We start from the raw sequence: 19,775 nt of genomic DNA on the forward strand, positions 1-19,775 counted from the left end.
TCAGTCCAACGCCCTGACGAGGGCGTCCCGGACGCGGCGGCTGCGGCGCGGGTCACGGTTGCCCACGACGGCGACGGTGAGGCCCCCGGCGTTCTCGGTGGCCGGGGTGAAGGCGCTGCCCCCGCGGGCGTCGTCGGCCCGGACGCAGAACGTGTGCCGATCCTCGGCGTCCGCCGCGACGGCCTCGTTGACGGCCGGGTCGTCCGCGGCCGCGAGCACGTACCAGGCACCGTCGAGGTCGGTCGCGGCGTAGCCCCGCGGCGTCCAGGCCACCAGCCCGGCGTCGGCGAAGGCGCGCACGCCGGGCGTCGCCTCGGGGGCGACCACGTGGACGCGGGCGCCGACCTCGAGCAGGCGGCGCAGGCGGCGTTCGGCGACACGCCCCGCGCCGACCACCACCACCGCCCGGTCGCGCAGGGCCAGCCCGGCGAGGTAGACGGGGGCACCGGCGCCGTCGAGCGGCTCGTGGGGGTGGTCAGGCGCCGGAGCCGGGTGGTCGGCGTGGTCGAGGGTGCGGGCGGCGGCCCGGTAGCGGTCCGCCACGACGGAAGCCAGTTCGTCGCAGTCGCCGATCACGTCGGCGAGCCGGACGGCGACGTCGGGGTGGTCGGCGAGCCACGCATCGATGCCCTGCCGGGTCCAGGCGTGGAGGCGGCCGGGGAACAGGAAGTTCGGCGCGACCACGAGGCGGCGGCCGCCGAGCGCGTACGCCTCGTCGAGGGCCTCGCCGAGGCTGGGGTGGCTGACCTGGATGAACGCGGGGACGACGCGGGCGTGGCCTCCCTCTTCCCGCACCAGTCGGGCGAGGCGTGCGTGGTCGGCGTTGGCCTCGGGGACGCTGCAGCCGCGGCCGAGCAGGACGACGGTCGTCTCCGCGGGCGTCCAGTCGTCGAGGGCGGACGCGATCCGTTGCCGTACGGCCGCGCGGAGCCGCGGGTCGGAGCCCAGGTGTGCGGCGTAGGCGACCTCGGCGTCGGGGACGCCGCGCTGGCCGTCGGCGATGGCCTCGGGGATGTCCTCGCGGACGTGGCCGCCGGCGCCCACCATGAGGGGCACGACGACGGCGCGAGGCGTGGTCTGCCCGGCGAGGACGTCGGCGAGCGCCTCGTCGATGGAGGGCTCGACGAGTTCGACGTAGGCGGCGACGGTGGGCACGTCGACCAGCAGGCGTCGCACGCGGTCGACGAGCGCGGTGCAGGCCTCGACCCCGGTGCCGACCCGGGTGCCGTGGGCGGCGATGACGAGCGGGACGGGGGTGTTCATGCCAGCCACCGGTAATCGCGCGGGGTGACCATGACCTGCCGGCCGAGCCCGGACGGCAGGACGCGGGTGGTCGACGAGCCCACAACGACCAGCGAGTTCATGTCCACCCACTCGACGTCGAAGGTGGCGAGGGTGGCGAGCCGCACCCACTGGTCGGGACGCTCGGCGTTCCTGACCACGGCGACGGGCGTGGTCGGCGGTCGGTGTTCGCCCAGGAGGGCCAGCGCCCTCGGCAGGTGCTCGACCCTCTTGCGGCTGCGGGGGTTGTAGAGCGTGGTCACGAAGTCCCCTTCCGCGGCCGCCCGGAGGCGCCGTTCGATGGTCGGCCAGTCGGTGTGCAGGTCGGACAGCGAGATGGTCGCGTGGTCGTGCCCCAGCGGGGCGCCCAGGATCGCGGACGCCGCCAGCTCGGCCGTGACGCCCGGGACGACCTCCACGTCGATCATGTCGGTGCCCTGCTCGAAGGTGGGGGAGGCCATCGCGTAGATCGCGGGGTCGCCGCCGCACACGAGGGCGACGGCACGGCCCTCGCGGGCCTTCGCGATGGCGAGCGAGGTGCGCTGCTCCTCGGTGCCCATGCCCTGGGCGACGACCTCGGTTCCGGGGCGCAGCAGCGCCCGGATCTGGGCGACGTAGGGCCGGTAGCCGATCACCACGCTCGCCTCCGTGAGGACGCGGTGGGCCCGAGGGGTGAGCAGGTCATGGCTGCCCGGCCCGAGGCCCACGACGGCGAGACGCCCGCGCGCGGGGAGGCGTCCGACGGCGCAGGTGGCCTCGGGGGTCTTGCGCTTCTCGACGACGAGGTCGGCGCCATGGGCGACGACGGACGCCTCGGCCACGCTGGGCGTCCCGACGGCCGCGGCGGGGGCCGCGCTCGGGTTGGGGACGACGCAGATGGCGAGGGCGGTGGCCGGGTAGGTGACCAACGGGACGCCGAGGGCTGCGGCCAACTCGACGAGGCCCGGCTCGTCGGCCTTGGCGTTCACGGTGGTGAGGGCGGCCAGCGATGCCGGGGAGAGGCCCGCTTCGGCGAGCGTCCCGGTCAGCAGGGCGTGGAGGGCGTCCACGCTGGTGCCGCGGTTGCAGCCCATCCCGGCGATCAGGCTGCGCGGGTGCAGGACGACGGTGGGCAGGTCGGGAGCCGGGGGACGCACGGCGTCCGTGACGACGATGCGGGCGACCGGCGGCGGGGGTGGCGGCAGGGTTTCCACGTGCGTGCCGCGGGTCAGGGTCCGGTCGACGCCGGCCTCGGCCACGTTCCCGGGCAGCGCCGGCAACGGCCAGGGGCGCTCCCGGACGAGTTCGACGGGGCGTCCGTCCAGCACGGCCCGCGTGACGCCCGCCAGGTCGCCGCTGGTCGCCCAGCCGAGGGTGTCGAAGGCGGTGAGGCCGAGGGCGTCCGTGGCGGTGGTGAGGACGGCCGTCGCCCCCAGGCCGGACGCGAGCCGTCGGGCGAGCTCGTTGGCGCCACCGACGTGGCCACCCACGAGGGGGACGCAGAAGCGTCCGGCCTCGTCGATGACCACGACGCCGGGGTCGGTGTGCTTTGACGCCAGCAGGGGGGCGATGAGGCGGGTGGTGGCGCCGAGGGCGAGGTGGCTGACGATGAGGTCGCACTCGGTCCAGGCGCGACGGAGCCCGTCGGAGGCCGGGCCGTCGTAGCGGGTGGTGGGCGTGCCGAGCAGCACGTCGATGCGGTCGGCGGTGGCCCGGGCGGCGGGGTGGCCGACCACCTGTCCGATGCGGGGGGCGGCGTCCGGGTCGGCGTGGGTCATGCGGTGTCTCCCAGGTAGAGGCGGTGGGCGGGGTCGCCGGAGGGGTGCTCTCGCCAGGCGAGGTCTCCCCGGGCCGCGGCCAGGGTGCCGAGGACGTCGCCGTCGGGCCCGGCGACGACCACGATCCGGCGCGGGCGGTGGTCGCCGAGGCGCGCCAGCGAAGCGGCGCCGGCCAGCACGGCCAGGTCGGGGACGCCGGAGGCGCCCGGGCCCTGGTCGTCCAGGGACCAGACGGCGGCCAGGCGCGCCCGGGCGAGCGTCGAGACCTCCGCCCCCACGACACCCTCGACCCAGACCAGGTCGCCGATCCCCGCCGCGAGCAGGGCGGACGCCACGGCGGCGGTGGGCCCGACCGTCGCCGGCGGCGTCCGGTCGGGGGCCGGGCCGGCGATCGGCCGCGGCGAAGGGTGCTCGTGGGCGTCCGGGTCGAGCACGAGCACGACGTTCGGCTGCCGGACGTCGCTCGTCGCGAGCGCCTCGTCCTCGGTGAGGGTCCGGATGCGCTCGTCGTGCTCGCCGAGGCGCTCGGCGAGGACGTAGCGGCGTCCGAGGCCGCGCAGCCCGGTCGCGAGCTCCCGGACGCCCACGTGCAGGTCGGTCAGGACCGCCACCTTCGGGCAGGCCCGGCAGGCGTGGAGGGCCGGACGCGGGTCGTGGCCGTGGGCGGAGACGACGAGCGCGTCGTCCCAGGGGAGCCCAACGGCGGCGAAGGCCGCCTGGACGGAGCTGGGCGCCGTGACGACCCGGGGCTGCAGCCCTGCTGCGCGGAGCCGCCGGACCACGCCGTACAACAGGGGGTCGCCGGACGCGATCACGAGCGCGTCCGCGTCGGCCGGGAGCGCGGCGAGGCGCTCGACCGCCGCGCTGATCGGGCCCAGGACGACCCTGCGCTCGTCGGGGACGCCGAGGGCGTCGAGGTGGCGGCGTCCCCCCACGACGAGGTCCGCGGCGGCGGCATCCGCCCGCAGCGCGGCCGAGGGCATCCCGAGGAGGCCGTACACGGTGATCACGGCCGCTCGCTCGCCGGATCGGCAGCCCGGAACTCGTGCCGGAAGCCCGGGTGGTACAGGTGGCTGCGGCGTCCGCTCGGACCCTCGGCCAGCGCCGGCCCGACGAGCACCACCGTGTGCTTCCAGAGCTTGTGCTCCTTCATGGTCGCGTGCAGGTCCGACAGGGGGCACCGCAGCATCAGCTCGTCGGGCCAGGTCACCCGGTACCCCACGATGCAGGGCGTGTCCGCGGGGTAGCCGCCGGCGAGCAGCTCGTCCTGCAGGGCCCGGTTGCGGGCCGCGGACAGGTAGAGGGCCATGGTGGCCCCGTGCCGGGCGAACTCGCGGACGGACTCCCGCGGCGGCATCGGCGTCCGCCCGCCCTCCAGCCGCGTGAGCACCAGGGACTGCGACACCTGGGGCACGGTGATCTCGACGTCGGCCCGGGCGGCGGCCGCCGAGAACGCCGAGATCCCGGGGATGGTCTCGTGGGCGAGCCCGAGGTCGTCGCACAGCGCCCGCTGTTCGGCGGTGGCCCCGTAGATCGACGGGTCGCCGGTGTGCACGCGCGCCACCAGCAGCCCCTCGTCGCGGGCGCGCCGGTACAGCGGCTCGAGGTCCTCCAGGGATGCGGTCGCCGAGTCGACGACCAGGGCATCCGGGCGCGCCCCCGCGACGAGCCCGGGGTGGACCAGGCTGGACGCCCACACCACGACGTCGGCCGCCGCGATCACCCGGGCCCCGCGGACGGTGATCAGGTCGTCCGCGCCGGGGCCGGCGCCGACGAACACGACCCTGCCCTCGCGCCCGGTCACAGCCGGCCGCCCGTCGTGGCGCGTGCCGGCGCTGACAGCACCGTGCTGAAGTAGGGCGCCCTGGTGCGGGCGGCGTCCGGGCCGGCGACGATGGTCTCACCGGGCAGGCCCACGTCGGTGCCGATGACCGAGCCGTCCAGGCGTCCGGACGCCTCGAGCCGCTCCAGCACCTCGGGCAGGAGACGCCCCGCCTTGTAGGCCACGACCGTGTCCGCCACGGCCACGACGGCGTCCAGCACGTCGAGCCCGGCGGTCACGGGCACCAGCGCGAGCACCTCGGTGCCCTCGACCAGTGGCGTCCGGGACGCCGCGGCCAGCGCCTGCATCGCCGTGATCCCCGGCACGACCTCGATCGCGACGTCGGGCAGGACCGCGGTCACCTCGGACGCCAGGTAGCTGAACGTCGAATAGACGCTGGGGTCGCCGACCGTGGCGAACGCGACGAGGTCGGCGCCGGCCGCGAAGGCCGCCACGGCCGCGGCGGCGGAGGCCTCCCAGGCCTCCCGGCGCCGGTCCGTGACGCCCGACCGGTCACCCATGCTGAAGGGCACCCGGACGACCCGGGCGGCCGCGTCCGGGCACGCGGCCAGCACGACCTGCTCGGCGCGGCCGGCCGCGCCCTCGCTGCGCTCGGTGGCAGGCACCAGGATGGCGTCCGCCATGGCCAGCAGCCGCACGGCCTTCACGGTGACCAGCTCAGGGTCCCCGGGGCCGACCCCGACCCCGACGAGCCTGCGATGGGTGGCGGTCATGCGGGTCCTCCCGTGGTGGTGGCGGCGCCGGCCCAGGCCAGCAGGGTGTCGAGGTCGAGGTGCTCCTCGACGGCGTCGGCGAGGAGCTCGATCATCGCCTCGCGCCGGTCGGCGTGCCCGGGGTGGCCGGACGCCGGCGTCCAGTCGCTCCCGGCCTGCGCGGCCACGCGGGTGAGCCACGCGCGGCGGAAGGCGTCGTTCTCGAGTGTGCCGTGCCACAGCGTGCCCCAGGTTGCGCCGGACGCGCAGCCGTCCAGGAAGGGATCGGCCTGGCCGACGACCCGACAGGCACCGTGGTGGATCTCGTAGCCGGTGACCTGGTGACCCTCCCAGGTGCCGGTCGGCCGGCCGAGCACCTTGTCCGCGCCGAAGGTGACGTGCACCGGCAGCAGCCCCAGGGCCTCGGTGGTGCCGTGGCCGGACTCCACCTCGTCGTCGATCGTGCGGGCGAGCATCTGGTAGCCGCCGCACACGCCGAGGATCGGTCGGCCCGTGTCGGCCCGCCGGGCCAGCACGGCGGCGATCCCCGATGTCCGCAGCCAGGCCAGGTCGTCGACGGTGGCGCGGCTGCCGGGCAGGACGACCAGGTCGGCGGCCACGCAGGTGGCCGGGTCCTGCGTGACGAGGACCTGGACGCCCGGCTCGTGGGCCAGGGCGTCCACGTCGGTGGCGTTCGAGATGCGGGGGAGCCGTACCACGGCGACGCGCAGGGCGGCCCTGTCGGCGGCCGGGTCGGACGCCGGCGCCCGGTCGTGGCGCCAGCGGCCCACCTCGAGGGCGTCCTCGCCGTCGAGCCACACGCCGGGCAACCACGGCAGGACGCCGAGGTTCGCGAGCCCGGTGCGGCGCGTGATCTCCAGCAGCCCGGGGTCGAGGATCGACTGGTCGCCGCGGAACTTGTTGATGACGTACCCGCGCAGCAAGGCGCGGTCCGCGTCGTCCAGGAGGGCCCACGTGCCGAAGAGCGAGGCCAGGACGCCGCCACGGTCGATGTCGCCGACGAGCACCACAGGCAGGCCGAAGGCCCTCGCCAGGCCCAGGTTCACGTAGTCGCCGGCCCGCAGGTTGATCTCGGCTGGCGACCCGGCGCCCTCGCACACGACGACCTCGTGCGCGGCGGCCAGTTCGCGGTAGGCGGCGTGCGCGGCCTCGGCGAGGTGACGGCGTCCGGTGGCGTACACGCCCGCCTCGAGGACGCCGGCCGGCTGCCCGCGCAGCACGACGAAGCTGCGCCGGTCGGTGCCGGGCTTCAGCAGCACCGGGTTCATCGCCGAGGTGGGCTCGACGCCGGCGGCCTGGGCCTGCAGGTACTGGGCGCGCCCGATCTCGGAGCCGTCGCGGCACACCATCGAGTTGTTCGACATGTTCTGGGCCTTGTACGGCACGACGTCGACGCCCCGGCGCCGCAGCGCCCGGCACACCCCGGTCACGACGAGGGACTTGCCGGCATCCGAGGAGGTGCCGGCCACCAGCAGGCCGGTCATCGCGCACCGCCCGAGGCGGCGCGGGCTCGGGCGAGCGTCGCCGCCACGGCCAGCCCCGTCGCCGCGACCGTGACCGCGGTGACGAGCCGGGCGGCGTCCCGGACGCCCGCCGCGTCCGGCCGGTCGCCCTCCCCGAGGGTGCCGCGCACCTCGACCCGCGAGCCGTAGACGTTCCTGCCGCCGAGCCGGACGCCGAGCGCGCCCGCCCACGCGGCCTCGCACCAGCCGCCGTTGGGGCTGGGGTGCCGGGCGTGGTCGCGCAGCATCGTGCGGGCCGCCCGGCGCGGGCTGCCGCCGACCACGGGCGCGAGCGCACAGGCGAGGACGCCCGTGAGGCGGGCCGGCGCGAGTCCGGCCAGGTCGTCCAGTCGTGCGGACGCCGTCCCGAACCGGGCGTGGCGGGCGCTCCGATGGCCGACCATGGCGTCCAGGGTGTTCACGGCCCGGTGGCCGAGCAGCCCGGGCACGCCGGCGACGGCCCCCCAGAAGAGGGACGCGACGACGGCGTCCGAGGTGTTCTCGGCCAGCGACTCGACGGTGGCGCGGGCGAGGTCCGGCTCGTCCAGCCCGTCGGGGGTGCGGCCGCACAGGTGCGGCAGCCGGCCGCGGGCGGCCGGCAGGTCGGCGTCCTCGAGATGGCGCGCCATCGCGCGACCCTCGGCGGCCAGCGTGCGCGCACCGAGCACCGCCCAGGTGGCGGCGGCGGTCACGAGCACCCGGGCGAGAGTGCGGCGGCCGGTGGCCCGCTCCAGGGCGACCCCACCCGCCAGCACGGGCAGCAGGGCGGCGCCCGCGAAGGCGGCCCCGCGGGTGCGGTCGTCGGCCCACAGCCCGCGCTCGAGCGTCCCGGCCCACCGGCCGAACGTGGCCACGGGATGGCCCCGGCGGGGGTCGCCGACGACGGCGTCGACGAGGACGCCGAGCGCCAGGCCCGCAGCCCGCGCCCGTAGGCTGGCGGCGTGACGGTGCTGATCCTGGGTGGCACGGCCGAGGGCCGCGCCCTGGCGTCCGCGCTCGTCGGCGTGGGGACGCCCATCGTCACCTCGGTGGCCGGCCGCACCCGCGACCCGGCGCTGCCCCCCGGTCCGGTGCGGAGTGGGGGCTTCGGTGGCGCGGCGGGGCTGACGTCCTGGCTTCGTGACCACGCCGTCACGGCGGTCATCGACGCCACCCACCCGTTCGCCGCCACGATGACGGCGCACGCGGCCGAGGCCTGCACCGCCGCGGGGGTGCCGCTGCTCCGGTTGGAACGGCCCAGTTGGCGCGCTCACCCGGATGCCCCGTCCTGGACGTGGGTGGCCGACCACGAGGCGGCCGCCGCGACGGCGTCCGAACTGGGGGACCGGATCTGGCTGACGGTCGGACGCCAATCGCTGGCCCGGTACGCGCGGCTGGCCCGACGGCCGGTGCTAGTGCGGGTCGCCGAGGCGCCGGCCTCCGCGGTGCCGCCCGCCTGGACGCTGCTGGTGGACCGCGGTCCCTTCGAGTTGCTGACCGAACGGGCGCTGATGGACCGGCACGGCGTCCGCGTCCTGGTCACGAAGGACGCCGGTGGCGTCCACACCGCCGCCAAGCTGGACGCCGCCCGCGAGGCGGGCGTCGCGGTCGTCGTGGTGGAGCGCCCGGCGCTGCCCCCCGGAATCAACACCGTCGACGCCGCGCCGGCGGCGGTGACGTGGGTGCGCGGGCTCAGCACGCGGTCCACTCCGGTGTGAGGTCGAGGCCCGCCACGGCCCCGATGACGGTGATCGCGGGCGGCTGGACGTCGGCGTCGGCGGCCAGGGTCGCGACGTCGGCGACGGTGCCGCGGACCACCCGACTGCGGGGGCCGCAGCCGTCCTCGACCACGGCGGCAGGTGTCGCCGGGTCGAGACCGGCCCCGGTGAGGGCGGCGCAGATGGCGGCCAGGTTGGCGACCCCCATCAGCACGACGAGCGTGGTCTGCGTTCGGGCGAGCGCCTCCCACGGGATCGTGCTGCGCGGATCCCCGGGGGGAACGTGCCCGGACACCACCGTGAAGCCCTGCGACAGACTCCGGTGGGTGACGGGCACGCCCGCCAGCGCGGGCACGGCGACCGCCGAAGTCACGCCCGGGACGACCTCGACCGGGACGCCGGCCAGGGCGCACGCCTGAGACTCTTCACCGCCGCGGCCGAAGACGAAGTTGTCGCCGCCCTTGAGGCGGACCACCCGGCGGCCCGCCCGTGCCTGGTCGATGAGGATCTCGTTGATGCGGTCCTGGGGCGTGCAGGCGCCGCGCGGGATCTTGCCGACGGCGATCCGCTCGGCGTCGGGGCGCATCTCGTCGAGGACGGCCAGCGGTGCCAGCCGGTCGTAGACCACGACGTCGGCCTGCTGCACGGCGCGCAGCCCGGCGACGGTGATGAGGTCGGGGTCGCCGGGCCCACCACCGACGAGGACGACCGTGCCGGGGGTCAGGTGATGCTTCACAAGGAGGTCCTGTTCTGGGGAGCGGGGCGGGGGTCGAGGAGGTCGGCCACCTGGTCGAGGGTGCGGGGCCGGCCGTGGAGGCCGAGGCGTGCGGCGAGCGCGAGCGGCCAGGGGTGGTGCAGCCCGGCCCGGGTCACGAGAGCGGCGTCGGCGAGCAGGGCTGTCGGGTCGCCCTGTATCACCCTCTGGTCGACCACGACGGCGACCGAGTCGGCCCAGGCCAGCGCGAGGTGGATGTCGTGGGTGGCGTACGCGATCGTCGTGCCCGCGGCCACGAGCCGGTCGAGCGCGGCCAGCATCCCGTCGACGCCCGCCGGATCGAGCCCGGCGGTGGGCTCGTCCAACAGCAGCACCTCCGGACGCATCGCCACGGCACCCGCGGCGGCGACCCGTTTGCGCTCGCCGTAGGACAGGTGGTGGGTGGCGCGCTCGGCGAGGTGGGCGATGCCGAGGAGTTCCAGTGCCTCGGCCACCCGCTCGCGCACCTCAGGCTCGGCGAGCCCGAGGTTGAGGGGCCCGAAGGACACGTCCTGGGTGACGTCGGCTGAGAAGAGCTGGTCGTCAGGATCCTGCAGCACGATCTGGACGCGGCGTCGGTGGGCGCGCAGGGCAGCCCGGTCGTGGCAGAGGGCCGTCCCACGGTAACGGACGTGGCCCGCGGAGGGCCGGTGGGCGCCGGCCAGACACCGCAACAGGGTGGTCTTGCCCGACCCGTTGGCGCCCAGCACCGCCGTCCGGGTGCCGGGATGCAGCGCCACGGTGGCGCCGTGCAGGACGTCGGCCCGGCCCGGGTAGCCGGCCGCCACCGCCTCCGCGCTCAGCAGGGCGGTCACCGTGCCGCCCAGGCGGGCAGCGCGAGCATCCAGAGGAGCGCGAGGACGGCGGCCGTCAGGGCCCGAAACGGCCACGAGGCCGAGCGCGCGACGGGCAGGGTGACGAGGGCCGACTCGAAGCCGCGGGCCTGCAGCCCCGCCTGGAGCCGTTCCGCCCGATCCCACGCGCGGACCAGCACCATGCTCGTGGCTGCGGCTGCCACCCTCCACCGCCGGCGCCGGGTGGCGGTACCCCCGAGCCGGTTGGTCTGGGCGTCGTGGAGGCCGACCGCGGTGTCGAGGAGGACGAACAGCAGGCGATAGGTGAGCGAGGCAACCTCGATCAGGGGGTCGGGGACGCGCAGCCGACGCAGCCACGTCAGCAGGTCGATCATGGGCGTCGTGGTGGCCAGCACCATCAGGGCCGACGTGCCCGCGACGCCGTGCGCGAGGACGTCCAGAGCGTGGGCGAGGCTGGCGGGGGTCACCGCCAGCGGTCCCCACGCCGCCAGCGCGTCCACGTGGCCACCGCCGACGGACACGGCCACGGACGCGCTGCCCAGCGCGAGAAACGCCACGGGCGGGGCCATGGCCACTCCCAGGACGCGCACCGGGATCCGGGCCGGCCCGAGGATGAGCAGCACGGACGCCACCGCCACGGCCAGCGTGCCGGGCCACGAGGGGGCCGCCAGGGCGCTGAGCACCAGCCCCACCGAAAGGACCACCTTCTCCTCCACGCGCACGCCTCGCCACGGCCCGGTCCAGGCGGCGTCGTCGAGCGACGTGAGGTGGCCCTCAGTCATCGGCGTCCCTCGGCGTCCCCGCCGCTTCGGCGGGTGCCGTCGCGTGGCCGCGGAGGCGGCCGAGGGCGAAGCCCAGGACGCCGGCGCCCACCGCCGCCTGGAGGGCGAACAGGCCCGCCTCCACCTCGGAGCTCGCCGGAGCGAACACCGGGGTGAACCAGGGCTCGACGCCGTGGTCGGTCAGCACGTCGACGACCTGGGTGTCCGTGCCTGCGAACGGCTCGGCGCCGGGGACAGGAGGCGGCGCAGCCCGCCACGGGAGGACGAGAACCGCCACGAGCGCGACGAGCAGCGCGCGCGTCCAGCGGCTACGCATGGGCGGGCTCCTCGGTGGCCAGTCCCAGCCGGACGAGGTGCGGTCGTGCCGCCCGGTCGAGGAAGCCGAAGAGCAGCACTCCGAGGATCCCCTCGGCGACGGCCAGCGGCACCTGTGTGAAAGCGAAGATGCCGAGGAACTTGGCGAACGAGCCGCCGAAGCCCGAGCCCAGGTCGGGGTGGGCCAGTGCTAGCTGCGCAGCCGAGACCACGTAGGTGGTGAGGTCGGCGATCGCCATGGCCGCGAAGAGGCCGACCGGTCGGGGGAGACGCACCGCGCGGGCGAGGCGCCACGCGCCGTACCCGGCCCACGGCCCCGCCACCGCCAGGGCCACCACGTTCGCGCCGAGTGTCGTCAGCCCGCCGTGCGCGAGGAGCAGCGCCTGGAAGACCAGGACGACGGTGCCCAGGAACGCCATCACGGGCGGCCCGAATAGGACGGTGCCCACCCCCGTCCCCGTCGGATGCGACGAACTTCCGGTCAGGGAGGGCAGCTTGAGTGCCGAGAGCACGAACGTGAACGCGCCGGCCACCGCCAGCAGCAGGGTGTTCTCGGGGGTGCGGCGCGTTTCGGCGATGACCGCGTGGGCGCCGTGCACGACGAACGGGGTGGCGACGGCGAACCAGGCGGCGGCTTGCACGGGGGGGAGGAATCCCTCGGCGATGTGCATGACGCGACTCCCTCTCGGGAGGACGCGTCCCGACTCGGTGTGGTCCGCGACGGACGAGTTCCTGACTTCCAGCGCTGGGCTGTCCACAGTGGCGCGACCGTGCCGGCTCTTCCCGGCTTCCTCGCGTCGTCGCGGTGTGCAGTTGTGCGGTCTCGAGTATGGCACGAGGCCCGGTCCGCGGGGACCGAGGGTCGAGAAGCGGCCCGGGTGCCATCATGGGCGTCCGAGGTACCCACGACCCGAGGAGCGCCATGCCCACCACGTACGAGTACGTCAAGGACGGGGGCGAGATCTACCGCGAGTCGTTCGCGACGATCCGTCGCGAGGCCGACCTTCGGGGGCTGCCCGACGACGTGGCCCGAGTGGCGGTGCGGATGATCCACGCCATGGCCCAGACCGACCTCGTGCCCGACCTCGCCTGGACCCCGGGTGTCGTGGCGTCGTGCCGTGAGGCGCTGGCCGGCGGGGCCCCGATCCTGTGCGACTCCACGATGACCGCCACCGGCATCATCCGGTCGCGCCTCCCGCGCGACAACGACGTGGTGTGCCACCTCGGGGAACCTGAGGTTGCTGAGCTGGCCCGGGAGCTCGGCACGACCAAGTCGGCCGCAGCGGTCGAGCTGTGGCGGCCGCGGCTGGCCGGCGCCGTCGTGGCCATCGGCAACGCACCCACCGCGCTGTTCCACCTGCTGGAGGTGCTCGCCGAGACCGGAGATCGTCCCGCCGGGATCATCGGCATCCCGGTCGGCTTCGTGGGAGCCGCCGAGTCGAAGCGGGCGCTCGCCGACAACGACCTCGGGCTGGAGTTCCTGACGTTGCACGGACGCCGGGGCGGGTCCGCGGTGACGGTGGCGGCCGTCAACGCCATCGCCAGCACCGCGGAGACGACCAACGACGCGCGTGGCTGACCGAGCGGGGGGACGCGCCGGCCAACTGGAATCCTCGCGACTGAGGCCGGGGTGGACGACCGGCGCCTGCGCCACCGCCGCCGCCCGGGCCGCCTGGGTGGCCCTCGTCACCGGCGAATTCCCCGACCCCGTGACGATCGAACTCCCCCTCGGGCGGACGCCGGCGTTCGCCCTCACCGCGGAACGGCTCGACCGCGAGGGGGACGCCGTCGTCGCGGCCATGGCCGCTGTCACCAAGGACGCCGGCGACGACCCGGACGTGACCCACGGCGCCGTCGTCCGGGCCACCGTGCGCCTGGGCGCCCCCGGCTCGGGGATCGTCTTCGCCGCCGGTCCGGGCGTCGGCACCGTCACCCTGCCCGGCCTACCGTTGGCGATCGGCGAGCCGGCCATCAACCCGGGCCCCCGGACCCAGATCACCGACAACCTGGCGGCCGCGGCGTCCGCCCTGGGCCGCGAGGTGGGCGACGTCGTCGTGCAGGTCGCCATAGACGACGGGGAAGAGCTGGCCCGACACACCCTGAATGCGAGGATCGGCGTGTTGGGCGGACTGTCCGTCCTGGGCACCACCGGGGTCGTGGTGCCCTACTCCTGCTCGGCGTGGATCGACAGCATCCGACGCGGCATCGACGTCGCGAGGGCGACCGGACAGACCCATGTCGCGGCCTGCACCGGCTCGACCTCGGAGAGCGTGGCCCGCCAGGCACTCGGGCTGCCGGACGTGGCGCTGCTGGACATGGGCGACTTCGCCGGCGCCGTGCTCAAGTACCTGCGCACGCACCCCGTGCCCCGCCTGACGATCGTGGGCGGCGTGGCCAAGCTCGCCAAGCTCGCCCAAGGGCACCTGGACCTGCACTCGGCGCGTTCGGCCACGGACCACGACCAGTTGGCCGCGCTCGCGCGGGAGGTGGGGGCGGGGGAGCGAGTCGTCACCGCCGTGCGGGAGGCGTCAACCGTCCTCGGTGCAGTCGAGGTGTGTCGCGACGCCGGCGTCCCCTTGGGCGATGCGGTGGCCGCCGCCGCCCGGCGTGAAGTGGTGCGGTTGCTTCGCCGGGCTGACATCGCGGTGACTGTCGTGTGCATCGATCGTCTAGGCGCGGTGGTGGGCAGCGCCGCCCACGTGACCCCGCCGATCGACGCCGTCTCTGGGGTGCGCGGAAGGCCTTGTCAGGACGGGGCTGGGGGCGACAGGTCGGCGACCATTTCTGGTGCCCCGGATAAGCCCCAAGTGGTGCCCGGGGCCTAAGGGGGCACTGCATCGTCCCTTGTCAGTGGGGGGTTACGCACGTCACTTGCCGCAGGTTCGAGTCCTGTCGCCCCGACGCCAATGTGCCTTTGACTAGGCATTATGCTTTCATGCACTCTGATCGTTCATCCTGTCGCCCTTGGGGCGGAATCTGCGTGGTGGCTAGGGGTGATGTCTCGAACTCGGCACGAACGCTGGGGCTTAGGGTGGTCAAGAGTGGACAGCTTGGTGCCCCATATAAGCCCCAAGAGCTTGCGAGATATTGATGCGGAGCCCTTGACGCCGGTCTAGGAGTGTGCCTGGCGGTGTCCCAAAATTGGCTACACGCCGGCCGGTAGGGCCGGCCTGAGGGGTCGTCTCTGAGGCTCGCGATTGTTTGTTTCTGACTGACGGTCATCCCGATGGTCGTCACCTCGCTCTCATGCCGATGGTCAGACGTCCGCGATAGCCGACGTGCGCCCACCCAATCCACCGTCTGATCGATGTCGTGGTGGGTGACCGACCTGGCGGATCCCCACAGTCGCCGTCCGCCGATGGTTGTCCTCGGAGCCCACCAATGTTATGTTCCTCTGTATCGGTACGTAGGAACATAAAGGAGGGCTCCTGATGGTGCTGTTCATGATCGTCTTGATGCTCCTGGCTGCCGTTCCGTTGGCCAGCGGCCCGCCGACCTCCCGGATGGTGGGATGGCTTACGGCTGGGGGGCACGAGGTAGCCGACCCCACGCTGGTGGCCGCGCGGGCGGCGGGGCAACGGATTGGAGCGGTCAGCGGGGTTGTCGCGGGGGTGCTGGCTGTGGTGCTGTTCGTGGCCGATGTCGACTTCTACCTTGCTCCGGTCGGGTACGCGGTGGCGGCTGTCGTCGGCGCGGCGGCTCCCTTGGGCGGTGGCCCGCGCCGACGGGCGGAGTTGACCACGACGCGCGGGCCAGGACCGGCCCGCCTGGTGGGTCTGGGGGTGGGCCTGGCGGCTGTGACGTCGGCCTCGGCGCTGGCCCTGGGTGTCCAGCTGGCGCGAGCCAGCGGCGACCGGCACGGAGTCGTGCTCACGTCCTTGTTCGGGATGCCGTCGGTCGACCTGCGGCACCTCGCCATCGTGGGATCCGCGTCGACGGGGGTGCTGGTGGTGTCCCTGCTCGCGTTGGTGAACGTGGGGCGACGGCAGACCGCTGCAGGCGCGGCCCCAGCCACGGATGTGATGATCCGCCAGTGGTGCGCGCACCGTGTCCAGTGGGGCTTGGTGGGGGCCCAGCTCATGCTGCTCGGGGCCCTCGCCCCAGCCGTCCAGGTAGTGTCGCTGCGCAACGCAGGGGATGCCCTCGTCGGCGACCCGGGCCTGGCCACGGTGGGGTCGGCGGTCGGCGTGGTCCTCCTCGCTGCCGGAGTGATCGCTGCCGCTGTCGCCGTCCTGGTACCGGTGTGGGTCGGCCCGCGACACACGATGCGCCCTACGGCGCCTCGTGTCGTGGCCGGGGTGCGCGGGGGGAGATAGCCGTGCAGTTGGAGGTCGACGTCACCAGCCCCACCCCGCACTACGAGCAGATCCGCAGCCAAATCGAACGGTTCGTGTTGACCGGCGCGCTCGGGCCCGGCACGCGACTGCCACCGATCCGGCAGTTGGCCAGCCATCTGGGACTGTCCAACGGGGTCGTCGCTCGCGCCTACCACGAGTTGGAGCGTGAAGGGATGGTCACCACCGGAGGCAAGCGCGGCACCATCATCGCAGCGGCCATCGACAGGTCCGGCGCCGATGATCCTCGCCGGCGCCGCCTCCTGGCTGAGGCCGCAGCCCAGTACGCCAGCGCGGCCCACGCGCTCGGCTTCGACCTGGAGGAGGCAGAGCTCGCCCTCCGCGGTGCGATGTCCGTGCCCCCCGCGCCGTTCGCCGACTCCTGAGGACTTGCTGGCGAATGCCGGCACTTCCTGACGTGCCGGGGGCAGGGGATCCTGGGCGTATGACGACAGAACGCGCGCATCTGGCTCCCCTCTATGTCAAGGGGATCATGACGCTTTGGGGAGTCGGGGTCGTAGCATCGGTGCCAGCGGGTTCGGGAAGTGACTTCTTCGAAGTGTCGGTGTGGGGCTGTGAGCCGGCCGCGCTGGAGCCAGTAGACGCGCCCTGGTGTCCTCCCGGACCCGCCCCCGCGCCTTTGGTGTAGTCGGTGAGCATGGTGCGGTAGACGACATCGGATAGGCGCCGTTTCAGGCAGCGGAGGGCTTCCATGGCGGTCTTTCCATCGACTCGTTCTCGTTTCCGGTCGTAGTAGCTCCGTCCCAGGGTGGTCCGGGTGCGGAGTTGGACGATGGCCATGGTGTGCAGGACGCGGTTGATCTCCCGGTTGCCGCCGCGGGACAGGCGGTGGCGGACGTGGTCGCCGGAGGAGGCGTCGATCGGGGCGGTGCCGGTCCAGGACGCGAAGTGGGCCTTGGTCGGGAAGCGGGTGATCTGGCCGACAGCGACGAGGAGGCGGGCGGCGCCGGAGGGCCCGATGCCGTGCAGGTCGATCAGGCCGGTGCCGGTCTGGGCGACCAACGCCTTGAGTTCTTTGTCGGCGTCCTTGGTGCGGGCGTAGATGTGCTCGAGGTCGGCGGCGTACTCGACCGCGACTCGCTTGAGTGCCTGCCCGGCGGGATCGGTGGGGTTCACCTGCTCGAGCAGCAGCCGCGCTTGCCGGCCTGACAAGTACTTCTTCGCCCCGGCGGGGATGAGTTCCAGCAGCAGGGCGTGGAGCTGGTTGACCTTGCGGGTGTGTTCCTCGCCCAGGGAGCGGCGGCGGTCGACCAGGACCCGCAGCACGGTGAGCTGCGCATCGTTGACCACCGGGCGCAGGCCCGCAACCCGGGTCCCGATCAAGGCGACCGAGTGGGCGTCGGTGGCGTCGGTCTTGCGGCCCTGCCCGGGAGCCTGTCAAGTTGTCTGTGTGTGAGTGGGTCGGTTCACTTTCAGTTGATGTGGTTGTTGAGTCGGTCGGGGAAGGCGATGAGGAGGGCGCCGAGGGCGGCCTTCCAGCCTTGGGTGGTGGCGCCTTCTACGAGGTAGCCCGGTGCGGTGCGGGACTCGCCCTTGGGTTTGCCGGCTTCCTTGGCGCGTGCTCGGGCTCGCTTGTCCTCGATGTCACGGATCGCCAGCCACAACAGTTTCACGACGGAGTCGTCGTTGGGGAAATGGCCGCGGTTCTTGATGATCTTGCGTAGCTGGTAGTTCAGCGATTCGATCGCATTCGTCGTGTAGATGATCCGTCTCACTTCGGGTGGGAATTCCAGGAACGGGATGAACCTTTCCCACGCGTTCTCCCAGGTAGCGACGGTGGCGGGGTACTTACGACCCAGGTCACTGCCTGCGAACTCCAACAAGGCTGTCTCGGCGGCCTCGACCGTGGGGGCGGTGTAGACCGGCCGTAGGGCCGCGGCGACCCGCTTGCGGTCGGTGTAGGACACGAACCGCATCGACGCGCGGATCAGGTGCACCGTGCAGGTCTGCACGATCGCGCGCGGCCAGGTGGCTTCGATGGCCTCGGGGAACCCGGTCAGCCCGTCGCAACACACGATGAGCGTGTCGGTGATGCCGCGGTTGCGGAGCTCGGCCAGCACACCGGCCCAGAACTTGGCGCCCTCGCTGGTCTGGACCCAGATCCCGAGTACGTGTTTCACGCCGTCCAGATCGATCCCGACCGCGATGTGGGCGGCCTTGTTGCGGACCTGGTGGCTGTCGCGGACCTTGACCACCAGCGCATCGAGGTAGATGACCGGGTAGACCGGGTCCAACGGCCGGGACTGCCACGCCTTGACCTCATCGAGGACGGCGTCGGTGATCTTGCTGATCGTCTCATGGGACAGCTCGGTGCCGATCGTGCGCGCGAGGTGGGCCTGGATGTCACGGATCGTCATCCCGCCCGCGTACAGGCTGATGATCATGTCGGCCAGCCCGCCGACCTGCCGTTCGCCCTTGGGCACCAGCCGGGGCTCGAAGGTCGAGTGCCGGTCCCGGGGGATGTCCAACGGTATCGACCCGACCTCGGAATGCACCGTTTTCGGGGTGGTCCCATTCCGGGAATTCGGCAACACCCGACCCGCCGGGTCGCCCTTGGCGTATCCCAAATGGGAGGTCAACTCGGCGCCCAATCCGCGCTCGAGAACGGCCTTGATCATTTCGGGGATGAACCCGCCCTCGCCGGTCAGCTGCAGGGCGCCCTCATCGATCCGGCCCATCAAGTCGTCCAGCAGGCCGGCATCCAACATGTCCTGGATCGCCTCACGCGCTGACGGGCGAGCACCCTCCAGCGGCCCGAACGGACCCGACACAGTCTCGTCGTTCGTCGTCATCGTCACAGTCTCTACTCCCTTGAGTCAGGGACCCCTCCCACACAGACCATCTGACTTACATGCTGGTATGACTGCGCGGGGGTCGTGACCCTACGTCTGACTGGCACCCTGCTGGGTTGCCGATGGAGTGATCCGTCCGACCCTCGCGCAGCTAGCGGCACCGGCCGGTCGGGCCATGACCTAATACGAGCCTGACCCATCGCACGGGATCTGGTGTGAGTCCTGTCTGACCGGCCCGGCCGGCGCCGAACCCATCGGCAAGGAAGGGCAGCACCATCATGACAAACCAACAGAACAATGTGGGTGGCGTCGATTCGCACAGCGACACGATCCACGTCGCGGTGATCACCGGGATCGGCCAACCCGTGGCCGATCGGGAGTTCCCCACCACCGTGGCCGGCTACCGACGAGCCGTTGCTTGGCTCATCGAGCGAGGGCCCCTGGACAGCGTCGGCGTGGAGGGCACCTCCAGCTACGGGGTGGGCATCACCACTGAACTCCTCACTGCCGGGATCCAGGTGATCGAGGTCAACCGCACCCGCCCAGCAGATAAGCGCAAGCAGGGCAAGAGCGATCCGCTCGACGCCTACCGAGCTGCTCGCTCGGTCTTGTCGGGTGAGGCCACCACCAGCCCGAAGAATCCCAGTATCGAACCCCTCCGTGCGCTCAACATCGCCCGCCGATCCGCGGTCAAGGCCCAGCAGGCCGCCTGGCGGCAGATCAACGCCCTTCTGGTCAACACCCGCCCCGAACTGCGGGACCGCTACCGAGGACTGCCCGAGGCGAAACTCCTCACCACCCTGCACGACAGCAGACCCGACCAACTCCACAACAGCGACGACGCCGACACCATGCACGCGTTACGCACGCTGGCTCGACGACACCGTGCCCTCGCCGATGAGATCAGCCAGCTCGACGAACGAATCCTGCGCCGCGCCCGCCGCGCCAACCCAGCCCTGATGGCCATCAAGGGCGTCGGCCCAGCCATCGGCGCGCAACTCCTCCTCACCGCAGGCGAGAACCCAGACCGACTCCGTTCGTCTGCCTCCTTCGCCGCCCTGTGCGGAACCGCCCCCATCCCCGTCTCCTCAGGACGCACCGACCGGCATCGCCTCAGCCGAGGAGGCGACCGGCAAGCCAACGCCGCCCTGCACCACATGGTCAAGGTC

The 19,775-nt window shown here is 73.4% G+C and carries 18 protein-coding genes, 1 tRNA gene and 3 pseudogenes; 7 read left to right on the plus strand and 15 right to left on the minus strand.

Annotated features, from left to right (window positions below):
• From AC5YDV_RS17420 to AC5YDV_RS17450, 7 genes and pseudogenes are all read right to left on the minus strand, one after another.
• A complete protein-coding gene (locus tag AC5YDV_RS17420; protein WP_496184815.1) occupies nt 1–1,263 on the minus strand; it encodes a CbiX/SirB N-terminal domain-containing protein in 1,263 nt (420 codons plus the stop codon).
• A pseudogene (cobJ, locus tag AC5YDV_RS17425) lies at nt 1,260–3,059 on the minus strand (precorrin-3B C(17)-methyltransferase); the annotation flags it as partial. The pseudogene cobJ and the gene AC5YDV_RS17420, both read right to left, overlap by 4 nt.
• Nucleotides 3,035–4,021, minus strand: coding sequence for a precorrin-6y C5,15-methyltransferase (decarboxylating) subunit CbiE (gene cbiE / locus AC5YDV_RS17430; protein WP_496184838.1), 987 nt, complete (start codon nt 4,019–4,021; stop codon nt 3,035–3,037). The pseudogene cobJ and the gene cbiE, both read right to left, overlap by 25 nt.
• A gap of 23 nt (nt 4,022–4,044) precedes the next feature.
• Nucleotides 4,045–4,842 (minus strand): precorrin-4 C(11)-methyltransferase, encoded by a 798-nt coding sequence (cobM, locus tag AC5YDV_RS17435; RefSeq protein ID WP_496184814.1) that lies wholly within the window; start codon nt 4,840–4,842, stop codon nt 4,045–4,047.
• Nucleotides 4,839–5,594, minus strand: a complete 756-nt coding sequence (gene cobI, locus AC5YDV_RS17440; RefSeq protein ID WP_496184813.1) for a precorrin-2 C(20)-methyltransferase — start codon at nt 5,592–5,594, stop codon at nt 4,839–4,841. Before cobI ends, cobM begins: the two co-directional genes overlap by 4 nt.
• A complete protein-coding gene (locus AC5YDV_RS17445) occupies nt 5,591–7,078 on the minus strand; it encodes a cobyric acid synthase (protein WP_496184812.1) in 1,488 nt (495 codons plus the stop codon). Before AC5YDV_RS17445 ends, cobI begins: the two co-directional genes overlap by 4 nt.
• Nucleotides 7,075–8,022: pseudogene (locus AC5YDV_RS17450) on the minus strand (cobalamin biosynthesis protein); the annotation flags it as partial. The gene AC5YDV_RS17445 and the pseudogene AC5YDV_RS17450, both read right to left, overlap by 4 nt.
• Before the next feature lie 15 nt (nt 8,023–8,037).
• Here AC5YDV_RS17450 and AC5YDV_RS17455 point away from each other — a divergent pair.
• On the plus strand, nt 8,038–8,793 hold the full coding sequence (locus AC5YDV_RS17455) for a cobalt-precorrin-6A reductase (protein WP_496184811.1): 756 nt from the start codon (nt 8,038–8,040) through the stop codon (nt 8,791–8,793).
• On the opposite strand, the gene cobA is transcribed toward AC5YDV_RS17455, so the two are convergent.
• The 5 genes from cobA to AC5YDV_RS17480 are packed head-to-tail and all read right to left on the minus strand — an operon-like array spanning nt 8,768 to nt 12,130.
• Nucleotides 8,768–9,529, minus strand: coding sequence for a uroporphyrinogen-III C-methyltransferase (gene cobA, locus AC5YDV_RS17460; RefSeq protein WP_496184810.1), 762 nt, complete (start codon nt 9,527–9,529; stop codon nt 8,768–8,770). The two genes, AC5YDV_RS17455 and cobA, sit on opposite strands and share 26 nt — an antisense overlap.
• Entirely contained in the window at nt 9,526–10,362 is an 837-nt protein-coding gene (locus AC5YDV_RS17465) for an energy-coupling factor ABC transporter ATP-binding protein (protein WP_496184809.1), read from the minus strand. Before AC5YDV_RS17465 ends, cobA begins: the two co-directional genes overlap by 4 nt.
• Nucleotides 10,359–11,144, minus strand: coding sequence for a cobalt ECF transporter T component CbiQ (gene cbiQ / locus AC5YDV_RS17470; RefSeq protein WP_496184808.1), 786 nt, complete (start codon nt 11,142–11,144; stop codon nt 10,359–10,361). Before cbiQ ends, AC5YDV_RS17465 begins: the two co-directional genes overlap by 4 nt.
• Nucleotides 11,137–11,460 (minus strand): energy-coupling factor ABC transporter substrate-binding protein, encoded by a 324-nt coding sequence (locus AC5YDV_RS17475; RefSeq protein WP_496184807.1) that lies wholly within the window; start codon nt 11,458–11,460, stop codon nt 11,137–11,139. The genes cbiQ and AC5YDV_RS17475 overlap by 8 nt, the downstream gene beginning before the upstream one ends.
• On the minus strand, nt 11,453–12,130 hold the full coding sequence (locus AC5YDV_RS17480; protein WP_496184806.1) for an energy-coupling factor ABC transporter permease: 678 nt from the start codon (nt 12,128–12,130) through the stop codon (nt 11,453–11,455). The genes AC5YDV_RS17475 and AC5YDV_RS17480 overlap by 8 nt, the downstream gene beginning before the upstream one ends.
• Before the next feature lie 251 nt (nt 12,131–12,381).
• Here AC5YDV_RS17480 and AC5YDV_RS17485 point away from each other — a divergent pair, with 251 nt between their 5' ends.
• The 5 genes from AC5YDV_RS17485 to AC5YDV_RS17505 all read left to right on the plus strand — a co-directional run bounded on the left by AC5YDV_RS17485 (nt 12,382) and on the right by AC5YDV_RS17505 (nt 16,179).
• The gene (locus tag AC5YDV_RS17485; RefSeq protein WP_496184805.1) at nt 12,382–13,038 is read left to right on the plus strand and encodes a precorrin-8X methylmutase; all 657 of its coding nucleotides are present in this window, start codon (nt 12,382–12,384) and stop codon (nt 13,036–13,038) included.
• Nucleotides 13,031–14,284, plus strand: coding sequence for a cobalt-precorrin-5B (C(1))-methyltransferase (locus AC5YDV_RS17490; RefSeq protein WP_496184804.1), 1,254 nt, complete (start codon nt 13,031–13,033; stop codon nt 14,282–14,284). The genes AC5YDV_RS17485 and AC5YDV_RS17490 overlap by 8 nt, the downstream gene beginning before the upstream one ends.
• Nucleotides 14,274–14,361 (plus strand) — tRNA-Thr (locus tag AC5YDV_RS17495). The genes AC5YDV_RS17490 and AC5YDV_RS17495 overlap by 11 nt, the downstream gene beginning before the upstream one ends.
• Nucleotides 14,362–14,890: 529 nt before the next feature.
• Nucleotides 14,891–15,775, plus strand: coding sequence for a hypothetical protein (locus AC5YDV_RS17500; protein ID WP_496184803.1), 885 nt, complete (start codon nt 14,891–14,893; stop codon nt 15,773–15,775).
• Nucleotides 15,776–15,777: 2 nt separating this feature from the next.
• Nucleotides 15,778–16,179, plus strand: a complete 402-nt coding sequence (locus tag AC5YDV_RS17505) for a GntR family transcriptional regulator (RefSeq protein WP_496184802.1) — start codon at nt 15,778–15,780, stop codon at nt 16,177–16,179.
• Nucleotides 16,180–16,270: 91 nt separating this feature from the next.
• On the opposite strand, the gene AC5YDV_RS17510 is transcribed toward AC5YDV_RS17505, so the two are convergent.
• The 3 genes and pseudogenes from AC5YDV_RS17510 to AC5YDV_RS17520 all read right to left on the minus strand — a co-directional run bounded on the left by AC5YDV_RS17510 (nt 16,271) and on the right by AC5YDV_RS17520 (nt 18,522).
• A complete protein-coding gene (locus tag AC5YDV_RS17510) occupies nt 16,271–16,930 on the minus strand; it encodes a transposase (protein ID WP_496192545.1) in 660 nt (219 codons plus the stop codon).
• Nucleotides 16,931–16,996: 66 nt separating this feature from the next.
• Nucleotides 16,997–17,164, minus strand: a pseudogene (locus AC5YDV_RS17515) (IS110 family transposase); the annotation flags it as partial.
• 62 nt (nt 17,165–17,226) lie between these two features.
• Nucleotides 17,227–18,522, minus strand: a complete 1,296-nt coding sequence (locus AC5YDV_RS17520; protein WP_496192546.1) for an IS256 family transposase — start codon at nt 18,520–18,522, stop codon at nt 17,227–17,229.
• A 362-nt stretch (nt 18,523–18,884) separates the two neighbouring features.
• Between AC5YDV_RS17520 and AC5YDV_RS17525 the strand changes: the two genes are divergently transcribed.
• Nucleotides 18,885–19,775: IS110 family RNA-guided transposase (locus AC5YDV_RS17525; RefSeq protein WP_496192544.1), on the plus strand; the 891-nt coding region annotated here is incomplete at its 3' end.

Source organism: Propioniciclava sp. LT432 (assembly GCF_059515965.1).